Annotated in this window: 11 protein-coding genes; 7 read left to right on the top strand and 4 right to left on the bottom strand. The window is 64.3% G+C overall.

The window, feature by feature from the left end:
* Nucleotides 1–121 precede the first annotated feature (121 nt).
* A complete protein-coding gene (locus tag CV770_RS27815) occupies nucleotides 122–1,306 on the bottom strand; it encodes a UbiH/UbiF family hydroxylase (RefSeq protein ID WP_104464635.1) in 1,185 nt (394 codons plus the stop codon).
* A gap of 86 nt (nucleotides 1,307–1,392) precedes the next feature.
* Here CV770_RS27815 and pcsA point away from each other — a divergent pair, with 86 nt between their 5' ends.
* The 3 genes from pcsA to CV770_RS27800 all read left to right on the top strand — a co-directional run bounded on the left by pcsA (nucleotide 1,393) and on the right by CV770_RS27800 (nucleotide 3,940).
* Entirely contained in the window at nucleotides 1,393–2,160 is a 768-nt protein-coding gene (gene pcsA / locus CV770_RS27810) for a phosphatidylcholine synthase (protein ID WP_104464634.1), read from the top strand.
* On the top strand, nucleotides 2,157–2,891 hold the full coding sequence (locus CV770_RS27805; protein ID WP_091963521.1) for a TerC family protein: 735 nt from the start codon (nucleotides 2,157–2,159) through the stop codon (nucleotides 2,889–2,891). Before pcsA ends, CV770_RS27805 begins: the two co-directional genes overlap by 4 nt.
* 74 nt (nucleotides 2,892–2,965) lie before the next feature.
* Complete coding sequence (locus tag CV770_RS27800) at nucleotides 2,966–3,940, top strand: quinone oxidoreductase family protein (protein ID WP_091963524.1); 975 nt, start codon at nucleotides 2,966–2,968, stop codon at nucleotides 3,938–3,940.
* A 143-nt stretch (nucleotides 3,941–4,083) separates the two neighbouring features.
* Here the strand turns inward: CV770_RS27800 and CV770_RS27795 are convergent, their stop codons facing one another.
* Both CV770_RS27795 and CV770_RS27790 read right to left on the bottom strand, forming a co-directional pair.
* The gene (locus CV770_RS27795; protein ID WP_104464633.1) at nucleotides 4,084–5,274 is read right to left on the bottom strand and encodes an acetylornithine transaminase; all 1,191 of its coding nucleotides are present in this window, start codon (nucleotides 5,272–5,274) and stop codon (nucleotides 4,084–4,086) included.
* A gap of 301 nt (nucleotides 5,275–5,575) precedes the next feature.
* Nucleotides 5,576–6,733 (bottom strand): tetratricopeptide repeat protein, encoded by a 1,158-nt coding sequence (locus tag CV770_RS27790; RefSeq protein WP_245453879.1) that lies wholly within the window; start codon nucleotides 6,731–6,733, stop codon nucleotides 5,576–5,578.
* 124 nt (nucleotides 6,734–6,857) lie between these two features.
* Between CV770_RS27790 and CV770_RS27785 the strand changes: the two genes are divergently transcribed.
* From CV770_RS27785 to CV770_RS27775, 3 genes are all read left to right on the top strand, one after another.
* Nucleotides 6,858–7,805: a hypothetical protein gene (locus CV770_RS27785; protein ID WP_091963533.1), complete on the top strand. Its 948-nt coding sequence runs from the start codon at nucleotides 6,858–6,860 to the stop codon at nucleotides 7,803–7,805.
* Nucleotides 7,806–7,983: 178 nt separating this feature from the next.
* On the top strand, nucleotides 7,984–8,415 hold the full coding sequence (locus CV770_RS27780; protein ID WP_091963536.1) for a MerR family transcriptional regulator: 432 nt from the start codon (nucleotides 7,984–7,986) through the stop codon (nucleotides 8,413–8,415).
* On the top strand, nucleotides 8,348–8,767 hold the full coding sequence (locus tag CV770_RS27775; protein WP_104464631.1) for a carboxymuconolactone decarboxylase family protein: 420 nt from the start codon (nucleotides 8,348–8,350) through the stop codon (nucleotides 8,765–8,767). Before CV770_RS27780 ends, CV770_RS27775 begins: the two co-directional genes overlap by 68 nt.
* Nucleotides 8,768–8,963: 196 nt before the next feature.
* On the opposite strand, the gene CV770_RS42780 is transcribed toward CV770_RS27775, so the two are convergent.
* Nucleotides 8,964–9,101, bottom strand: coding sequence for a hypothetical protein (locus tag CV770_RS42780; RefSeq protein WP_201760073.1), 138 nt, complete (start codon nucleotides 9,099–9,101; stop codon nucleotides 8,964–8,966).
* A gap of 214 nt (nucleotides 9,102–9,315) precedes the next feature.
* Between CV770_RS42780 and CV770_RS27770 the strand changes: the two genes are divergently transcribed.
* The gene (locus tag CV770_RS27770; protein ID WP_245453878.1) at nucleotides 9,316–9,849 is read left to right on the top strand and encodes a YxiH-YxzG fusion protein; all 534 of its coding nucleotides are present in this window, start codon (nucleotides 9,316–9,318) and stop codon (nucleotides 9,847–9,849) included.
* Nucleotides 9,850–9,866: the final 17 nt, after the last annotated feature.

Genomic DNA, 9,866 nt, shown 5'->3' with positions numbered 1-9,866 from the left:
AAAGGAGAGAGCCCCCACCCGGCGCTTCGCGCCGACCTCCCCCGCAAGCGGGAGAGGTTGCACCGAGCCCGCGGCTCGATCGAACTTAATCCAATTCATCGCGCGCTATCGCGCCTGAGAACTACCTTCGCCATGTCGGCGTCAGGCCTTCGCGCATGGCAAAACGCCGGAGCGGGCCGATGGCGCCGAGCAGGTGCATGCCGACGGCACGGACCGGCTGAAGCGGCAGGAAATCGTTGAGCAGCGAGCGGTTGGCGATGTCGATCGCAAAGGTGCGGCTCAAAACGTCAGGACGCCGCGCGCGGTCGTAGCGCTTGAGCACGTCGGGCGCGCCGGGATCCTGGCCGGCTGCGATGACCTCGCCCGCCAGCCTGGCAATGTCGGCGGCATCGCGCAGGCCGAGATTGAGGCCCTGGGCGCCGATCGGCGGAACCACATGGGCGGCTTCGCCCACGAGCGCGATGCGGTCGCGGCCGAAGGATTTCGGACGTTCGATCGCGAGCGGGAACAGGTTGCGGCCGGGCTCGACCGTCATGCGTCCCAGGATCGAATGCGACTGCTTCTCGACCGCGTTCGACAGCTCGGCATCGCTGAGGCCGCGGAGCCGCTCCGCCTCCGCAGGCGCCGAGACCCAGACGATGCTGGAGCGGTCGCCGGGCAGCGGCACGAACACGCAGGGACCGTGCGGCGTGTGGAACTCGGTCGAGACATTGCGATGCGGCCGCGTGTGACCGACGTTGAAGGTCAGTGCGGTCTGGTTCAGCGCGCGCCGCGTCACCTCGACCCCGGCGGCCTCGCGGCACAGCGAATGCCGGCCGTCGGCGCCGACCACCAGGCGGGCCGAGAGAAATTGCGCGGAGGCCGTGCGGACCGCGACGTCGTCGGCTTCGATGACGACGCTTTCGGCCTCGTCGTCGAAACGGACGAGATTGGGCAGCTCAGCCGCACGCGCTTCCAGCGCCAGCATCAGCGAGCGGTTGTCGATATTGTAGCCGAAGGCGTCGAGCGCGATTTCGTGACAGGAGAACCGGACCTCCGGCGCGCGGAACAGCCGGCCGGTGTCGTCGACGAGGCGCATGACCTCCAGAGCGGCGGCCTTGTCCCTGCAGCGGGACCATACGTCGAGCGTCTCCAACAGCTCGACGGAGGCGCCGAGCAGCGCGGTGGTGCGATTGTCGGCATAGGGAACGCGCCGCGCCACCAGTGCGGTCCGGGCACCCGCCTGCGCCAGCGCGATCGCTGCGGCAAGTCCGGCCGGTCCGCCGCCGATCACGGCGGCGTCATGGAGTGTCGATGCGTCTGTCATGGAACGACAAATGACACGCTCCGCGGCAAATTCAAGCCCGCTGATCGTGCCTGATTTTATGACGGATTGTGCGACCGGGCGCCGCAATGGCGGATGTGCAAACCGGCCTCATTCTGATAGCAGAAGCCATGGATACCCAGCAGGATTCCCTGAAGCCGAAACCGGCGATCCGCGCCGCGGCCTTCTCGGTGCACATCTTTACCGCGTTCGGCGCGGCGATCGCGCTATTGGCGATGCTGGAGGCCGTGCGCGAGCACTGGGCGGCGATGTTTCAATGGCTGGGCCTCGCCCTGATCATCGACGCGATCGACGGGCCGATCGCGCGCCGGCTCGACGTCAAGAACGTGCAGCCGAACTGGTCGGGCGACGTGCTCGATCTCGTGGTCGACTTCGTCACCTATGTCTTCGTGCCGGCCTACGCGATCGTGGCGAGCGGCCTGCTGCTGCCGGTCGCGGCTCCCTTGCTCGGCGTCGCCATCATCGTCACCAGCGCACTATATTTCGCCGATCTGCGCATGAAGGCGGACGACAATCATTTCCGCGGATTCCCGGCACTGTGGAATGCGGCTGCGTTCTATCTGTTCCTGCTGCACTGGCCGCCGCTGTGGTCGACGCTGCTGGTGGCCGCGCTCGTCGTGCTGACCTTCGTGCCATTCCACGTGCTGCATCCGGTCCGCGTCGTGCGGCTGCGCTGGCTGACGATGTCGCTGATCGCGATCTGGGCGCTGCTCGCCCTCTACGTGCTGGAGATGGATTTCCGCGTCGGCGCCGGCGTCACCGTCGCGCTCTGCGCGATCGCGCTCTGGATCAGCTTCAGCGATGCATTAATACGATTGGTAAGATCCTTCGCATGATGCATCTGTTGACCAGTCCCGAAGCCTGGGCCGCGTTGCTCACCCTGACCGCGCTCGAGATCGTGCTCGGCATCGACAACGTCATCTTCCTGTCGGTGATCGTCTCGCGCATCCCCCAGCAGCAGGCGGACCGCGCCCGCAAGATCGGACTCGCTCTCGCGCTGGTCTTCCGCATCATGCTGCTCAGCGTCCTGGTCTGGCTGATCGGCCTGACCGCGCCGGTCTTTTCATTCAAGGGTTCGGACTTCTCCTGGCGCGACCTCATCCTGATCGGCGGCGGCCTGTTCCTGATCGCGAAGGCGACGCACGAGATCCACGCCGAGGTCGAGGCCGATGACGGCGAGGGCGATCAGAAATCCGGCGGCAGCGCCTTCTTCTGGGTGATCATCCAGATCATCGTCATCGACATCGTGTTCTCGCTGGATTCGATCATCACCGCGATCGGCATGGCGCAGGACATCGAGATCATGGTCGCGGCGGTCGTGATCGCCTGCCTGATCATGTACATTTCGTCGGGCCCGGTGTCGCGCTTCGTCGCGGAGCATCCGACCACGAAAATGCTGGCGCTGGCCTTCCTTGTGCTGATCGGCGTCGCGCTGGTCGCGGACGGATTCCAATTCCACATTCCGCGCGGCTACATCTATTTTGCAATTGCGTTCTCGGCGGCCGTCGAATTCTTCAACGTGCTGGCCAAGCGCAACCGCAGGAAGACCAGCAAGTCGTCGGTTTAGACGTTTCAGCTACATCGAGTTGACAAGGCGGGCGCGATGTCTTTCGCTGGCCTTTGAGAAGAGGAGGTCAGGTGATGACCAAAGCGGTCCGTGTGCACAAGGTTGGAGGCCCCGAAGCCCTGGTCTACGAGAGCGTCGATGTCCCGGCGCCCGGCCCCGGCGAGGTGCGCATCCGCCAGCATGCGGTCGGCCTGAACTTCATCGACGTCTATTACCGCACCGGCCTCTACAAGGCGCCGGGGCTGCCCTTCATTGCCGGCAACGAGGCCTCGGGCGAGGTCATCGCCGTCGGGCCCGGCGTGACGCATTTCCATCCCGGCGATCGCGTCGCCTACTACCACAATCTCGGAGCCTATACCGGCGAGCGCAATCTTCCCTGGGAGAAGCTGGTCAAGCTGCCCGATCACATCACCCACGAGCAGGGCGCCGTGCTGATGCTCAAGGGCCTGACCGTCTGGTATCTCCTGCACAAGACCTTCAAGGTCGAGCCGCATCACCGCGTGCTGATCCATGCCGCGGCCGGCGGCATCGGCCTCTTGGCCTGCCAATGGGCGAGGGCGCTCGGAGCCCACGTCATCGGCACGGTCGGCTCACGCGAAAAGGCCGAGCTCGCCGAGGCCAATGGCTGCGATCACGTCATCCTCTACAACGAGGAGGACTTCGTCGCGCGCGTCAAGCAGATCAGCCGCAACGAAGGCTGCGACGTCGTCTATGACGGCGTCGGCAAGGCGACCTTCCCGGGCTCGCTGTCCTGCCTGAAGCCGCGCGGCATGTTCGTCTCCTTCGGCAACGCCTCCGGCCCGGTGCCGCAGTTCTCGATCGCCGAGCTCAACAATCACGGCTCGCTGTTTGCGACGCGGCCGAAGCTCAACGATTACGTCGGCACGCGCAAGGAGCTGCTCGAAGGCGCCGACACGCTGTTCGCCGCCGTCATCAACGGCAAGCTGCACGTGCCGATCAACCACGCCTACGCGCTGAAGGATGCCGCGAAGGCGCATATCGATCTCGAGAGCCGCAAGACCACGGGGGCTTCGATTTTGAAGCCGTAGGTTCACCGATATTGCCGTAAGGGCCGACACGGCTCTCGTAGGGTGGGCAAAGGCGCACTTGCGCCGTGCCCACCATTTCTGAGTGGTGGGCACGCTCCGCTTTGCCCACCCTACGGCGCTGCCTCGGGGGCCCGAAACTCGCCTTACGCCACGCGCCGTGCTGCGCCGGCCTTGGTCAAGATCCCGTCGAGACAATCGATCATCTCGGCGATCTCTGCCCTCGTGACGTTCAGCGCCGGCATGAAGCGCAGCGTGTCGAGCTGCGGCGCGTTGAGAAGCACGCCTTCCTCGAACGCCTGCGCGACGATGCCGGGCGCGATCGGCAGCTTGAGGTCGAGCGCGAGCAGCAGCCCGCGTCCCCGCACGCCGCCGAGCCCGTGCCGGGCCGAGACCTTCTGCAGCTCGCTTTCGAGCAGCAGGCCGGTCTCGGTGACCTGTTTCAGGAAGTCGGGCTTGCTGACCTCCTCGAGCACCGCGAGCCCCGCCGCGCACATGATCGGGTTGCCGTTGAACGTGCCGCCCTGGTCGCCGTGCTCGAAGCAGGAGGCATGTTCGGTGGCAAGCAAGGCGGCGAGCGGCACGCCGCCGCCGATGCCCTTGCCGAGCGTCATGATGTCGGGCGCAATCCCGGTGTGCTCGTAGTGGAAGAGTTTTCCGGTCCGGCCCATGCCGGTCTGGATCTCGTCGAAGATCAGCAGTAGGCCATGCGCCTGGGTGAGCGCGCGCAGCGCTTGCAGGAACTGATCGGTCGCTGGCCACACGCCTGATTCACCCTGGATCGGTTCGAGCATGACCGCGACGGTGTTGTCATTGATCAAGCTCTCGACCGAGGCGATGTCGTTGAGCTTCGCCTTCTTGAAGCCTGCGACCTTCGGCTCGAACAGCGGCTCGAACGCCTTCTTGCCCGAGGCCGACATCGTCGCCAGCGTTCGGCCATGGAAGCCGCCTTCGAAGCTGATGATCTCGAACGCGCCGCCTTTGTGCAGGGTGCCATATTTGCGCGCGAGCTTGATCGCGCCCTCGTTGGCTTCCGCGCCGGAATTGGCAAAGAACACCTGGTCGAAGGCGCTGTTCGCGACCAGCGCTTCGGCAAGCTTCAGGCTCGGCTCGTTGTAGAAGGCCGGGCTCGGCGTCAGCAGCCGCCTGGCCTGTGCGGAAAGCGCGTCGGCGATCACGGACGGGGAGTGGCCGAGGCAGTTCACGGCCCAGCCCTGCACGAAATCGAGATAGCGCTTGCGGCCATCGTCCCAGAGGTAGGAGCCCGCACCGCGGACGAACACGGCCTTGGGCCGTGCGGTGATGTCCATCAGCGCGTCATACGGATGCGTGGTCATGTCGAACTCCTCTGGAGGCGGGTGGAAAACGGGCGCAAAAAGCAGAAAGGCCGCACCTTGCGGGTGCGGCCTTCTCGAAAACTTCAGCTGAATTCAGTGGTTCAGCGGCGTCGTCGGACATGGCGCACCCTCTCATCGTCGCGGGAGCGACGACGGAGCATTTCGGTGCGCAGGTTGGTCCGGGAATTGATCATGGGGCGGGTCCCTACAGCCGAATGGCAGGGCTTGTCAAGCGGTCGTTTTTTTGCAAACCACCCGCCTGGCGTGCATCGATCAGGTCCATCTTCGTTGCCCAAGAGGCTTACTCGACGCCGTAATGTGCGAACTCATCGGCGATCCCAGCGTTGATCGCTTTCGCTGCCGCGATGTCGCGCTCGGCGCCTTCGTTGTCGCCCTTCTTCCGCTTTGCGAGCCCACGGCCGTAGAGCGAGCTGTCGTACGCGGGCTTGGTGCTCAGTGCCGCGTCGTAGTCCGCAATCGCCGCGTCGAGATTGCCGAGCTTGAGGTAGGTGAGGGCTCGGCTGTCCAGCGTATAGGGATCGTTGGGGGCCATCTTCAGCGACTGATCGCAGTCGGCCAGCGCCTCCTGCAGACGGCCGAGGATCGCGCGCGTCATGCAGCGCGAATTGAATGCGCCGGGATCGCTCGCATTGGCCTTGATCGACCGATCGTAATCCTCCAGCGCCAGCGCATAATCGTGCGCATCGAAATACATGTTCGCGCGCGCATAGAAATCGCGGTCGTTGTTCGGGCTGAGCTGCAGCGACTTGGCGAAGTCAGCCAGCGCGCGGACCCGGTCGCCGCGATCGCGGTAGACGCGTGCGCGGTTGCCGTAAGCCGGGCCGTAGTTCGGGTTGAACTTGATCGAGAGATCGAAATCCGCAAGCCCGCGCTCGTCCTCGCCGTGGTTGCGATAAGCGGTGCCGCGGTTGAAATAGGCCAGCGCGAATTTCGGGTCGAGCTTGATGGCCTGATCGTAGTCGACGATTGCGCGCTCGTAGTCGTTCTTGTCGATGAGGGAGTTGCCGCGGTTGTTGTAGTAGAGCGGGTCGCGGGCGTTCAGCCGGATGGCGCGCGTGTAGTCGGCAATGGCGTGATCTTTCTCGCCGAGATCGTCATGGGCAATCCCCCTGTTGTACCAGAGGTCGGAATGCCGAGGATTGAGCTCGATCGCACGGTCGAAGTCCACCAGCGCACGCGCGGCGTCACCCTTTCGCCGAAGCATCTCGCCGCGATTGGCGAGCGCATGCACATCTTTGGGATTGGCCTTGAGCACGGCCGAGCAGCCCTCGATGCGCTGCTCCTCGCGGCCCGCGTCGTCGTCCTCATAGCACCATTGGCGCAGCTGTGCGGCTGAGGGGGATCGCGCCGCAGCGGGGGCGGATAGCGCGAGCAGGGCCATCGTAAGGCCGATGGCCGACAGCTTGAACCAAATTGCTGATGTTTCGTCGTATTCCATTTGCGACCGCGTCGAAACCATTGCGCCTCTAGCGCGTTTGTGATCGAAGGACGCGACTTGGTTCGAACCGGACGCAATTCGGGCGAGACCAAGGGGGACGGGACCAACCAGACAGTTTTCAGCCTTGTCCGATACGCCTTATCCCATCGACCTCGACAGCATTCGCGGCGCATTTCCGCCGGGTATCGAAGCGCCGCCGCTGCTTGTCGACTTTGCCACCTGGCTCAAGGGGCGTCCCTGGGGCAGCGTCGGCTGCTTCTCGCTGCAGGGGCAATTCTCGGATCACGCGCCGATCACCGACGGCAGTCCCTTGCGGGACAGGTTTTCGCTGTTCATGCGGCTGCCGGACGGCTCGGCCGTCGGCGGCTGGTACGGCGCCGGTCTCGACCGCGACAATCCGCCGATCGTGGGACTGGGATCGGAGGGCGACTACGAATTGCTGGCGCCGAGCCTCGACGGCCTGCTCGCCAAACTGACATCGCAACAATTCGACAATGCCTGGAGCGATCTCAAGCCGCATGACGAGGTCGAGCCGCAGACGGTCGAGCTCGCGCAATGGCTGGCCGGACGGCCGCTCGGCGAGCCGGCGACGCCCGACGACAATTCGTCGGAACTGCCCGATTTCCGCGGCTTCATGGAAAAATGGAGCCGGGATCGCGAAGATTACTGGGCCAATCACCGCCTGATGGCCGAGCTCGGCTGGCGGCTGGCTGCCCATCTGCCCAAGGGCAAGAAGCCCTGGGACCGGACGAGATTCGAGATCGCGATCGTCGGCAAGCAATACGAGGCGTGCGTGCTCTCGCACGGACCACAGCCGTTCGAGGAAGCCGCCTCGATCGAATCCCTGCTGCGCGACCTGCGCGAGGAGATGCGCCGCGCCCAGCCCGAGCTTGGCCTGTGGTACGCGATGAATTTTGGGCTCTATGCCGACGGCCGCGTCATGCCGAATTTCGAGTACGACGTGCGCCCGACCATCGCCGGCGAGCCGGCGACCTTGTCCGAAGCGCAGGCCGATCTCACCCGCGCCCCGCGCCCGGAGCGCTGGGTGCCGAAATGGCTGACGGAAGCCTGAAGCCTCGGAATTCCGCGGCGCTGCCGTGCAGTCGGTACGCCGAGACCTTCCGCTGTCGCACCATCAGTGCGTTGTAACTCTTGCTTGACCTCGCGGGAACGGCACCTTTCGAACCCCCTTGACTTAGAGCGCGCTCGAAGGGGTATCTGTACGTGCGTCAGTACGAGAACGGGCACAAATGAAGATCGGCGACCTTGCAAGACGAACCGGCTTGTCGACTCACACGCTGCGCTACTATGAGCGCATCGGGCTGCTTCCATACGCTGACCGGGATCGCTCCGGTCAACGTGATTTTGACGCATCAATCCTCACATGGATCGAATTCCTCGGTCGGCTCAAGACCACCGGAATGCCAATCCGGGACATGTTGCGTTACGCGGCGCTTCGTGACGACGGCGACGCCACTGGGCCAGCCCGGCGGCAGATGCTGGAAATCCATCGAGAACAGGTTCGCACGCAGATTGCCGAACTCCAGGAATGCCTGCTCGTCCTTGATACCAAGATCGCCGGCTACGCCGGCGACGAACAGAGGACGAAGGAAAATGACGCACGCCCCAACACACGCCGAAAGCCGCTTCGATCGCGGCCAGCGGGCCCTGTCACGCATTGACGGCAAGGCCGGCGAAAAGGTCGTCGCCTCACTCGCCGACATCGCTCCGGATTTCGCACGCTACGTGATCGAGTTTCCCTTCGGCGACATCTACTGCCGCCCGGATCTCGGCCTGCGCGATCGAGAGATCGCGACGATCGCCGCGCTGACGGCACTCGGAAATGCCGCGCCTCAGCTCAAAGTGCATATCGAGGCGGGGCTGAACGTCGGGCTTTCTCGCGACGAGATCGTGGAGATCATGATGCAGATGGCCGTCTATGCGGGGTTCCCGGCGGCGCTGAACGGGCTGTTCGCGGCCAAGGAGGTGTTCGCCGCGCAGGACGGACAGCAGACGTCGGGAGACGCGACGTAACGGACTTGCGCCAAACATTCCGTCTGCTTGGCAGCCTGGGCATTGCGGCCTCCCGCACGCCTTGCCCCGGCGTCCGGAACGCTCGGTGCCGAAATGGCTGGCGTAAGCCTAATCGCGACTTCGCACTTGCGCCCGGCGCGCGCTTGGTGATGCTGCCTCAGGCAGTTCGGTGGTACCAGGGGCACAGTTGATCAGATCAATACAGTTCGAGAGGATTGGCGCTGCGCCGACGTTTCCCGGTTTCTCGCTTGCCGCGAGCGGGGTTGCGGGCGAATCGCTGCTGTTCTTGTACGTCGAGGACGCCGGACGTGACGCCGTGTTCGAGAGCGATCATGGTGGTATCGGCTCGCTTCCGCGAGCAAGAATGGACGGTCTAAAGCGATTTCGACTCCTGCGGGAAAACGTCGGGTCGGTCCAGTCGATCGACTTGCCGCCACTCGATATCGCGTTTCCGAAGGTGGACATGTTTCCCGACGGCCGCCTCCTGCTGGCCGGTACAAGGTGCAACTGGCGGGGCGCGAAGGACTACGATCTGAACGGAGTCGTCTTTGATCCCCGTACTGGGCGGCCGCGGCCGGATCTGGGTGGGGTATTTCGACGAGGGCATTTTTGGAAATTATGGATGGGGGCATCCGGGCCCGGCGCCGGTCGGGCAGGCCGGGCTGGTCTGCTTCTCGGCTGTTGGGGAGAAGATCTGGGAGTTTCCGAACGATGCGGGCCCGGCGATTTATGATTGCTACGCGCTGAATGTGTCCGGAGCGGAGGCTGTCATTTTCTCCTACCCGGATTTCCCGATCTGCAGGATAAGCGCGGACTTTCAATTGACCTCGAAGCGCACGAAGCTTCGCGGCTGCCACGCGTTCGCAATGTCCGAGGCGGAGATTCTGTTTTCAGGGCAATATGACGATCCACCCGATGTGGCCTACATCGGACGATTGGATCGAGACGGGACTATCCTTGTCAGGCGAGCACGCCTGTTGATGCCCGACGGCTCGGGCCGCCCGCCCGGCCGATTGCAGGGCCGCGGAAAGCGTCTTTATCATTTCGGCAAGGATGGCGTTTACCGGGCGATCGTGGACTAAAGGCCGTTGGCGACCGC

This window comes from Bradyrhizobium sp. AC87j1 (genome assembly GCF_002936975.1).
Classification (GTDB): Bacteria; Pseudomonadota; Alphaproteobacteria; order Rhizobiales; family Xanthobacteraceae; genus Bradyrhizobium; species Bradyrhizobium shewense.
The sequence above is the reverse complement of the archived record's forward strand: the minus strand, read 5'-3'. Positions and strand labels throughout refer to the sequence as shown.

Excerpts from the sequence above, each read along its gene's own strand:
- CV770_RS27790 (WP_245453879.1), bottom strand. The coding sequence starts at position 6,733 with ATGGAATACGACGAAACATCAGCAATTTGGTTCAAGCTGTCGGCCATC.
- CV770_RS27780 (WP_091963536.1), top strand. The coding sequence starts at position 7,984 with ATGAAGATCGGCGACCTTGCAAGACGAACCGGCTTGTCGACTCACACG.
- pcsA (WP_104464634.1), top strand. The coding sequence starts at position 1,393 with ATGGCGGATGTGCAAACCGGCCTCATTCTGATAGCAGAAGCCATGGAT.
- CV770_RS27800 (WP_091963524.1), top strand. The coding sequence starts at position 2,966 with ATGACCAAAGCGGTCCGTGTGCACAAGGTTGGAGGCCCCGAAGCCCTG.
- CV770_RS42780 (WP_201760073.1), bottom strand. The coding sequence starts at position 9,101 with ATGATCGCTCTCGAACACGGCGTCACGTCCGGCGTCCTCGACGTACAA.
- CV770_RS27795 (WP_104464633.1), bottom strand. The coding sequence starts at position 5,274 with ATGACCACGCATCCGTATGACGCGCTGATGGACATCACCGCACGGCCC.
- CV770_RS27805 (WP_091963521.1), top strand. The coding sequence starts at position 2,157 with ATGATGCATCTGTTGACCAGTCCCGAAGCCTGGGCCGCGTTGCTCACC.
- CV770_RS27815 (WP_104464635.1), bottom strand. The coding sequence starts at position 1,306 with ATGACAGACGCATCGACACTCCATGACGCCGCCGTGATCGGCGGCGGA.
- CV770_RS27775 (WP_104464631.1), top strand. The coding sequence starts at position 8,348 with ATGACGCACGCCCCAACACACGCCGAAAGCCGCTTCGATCGCGGCCAG.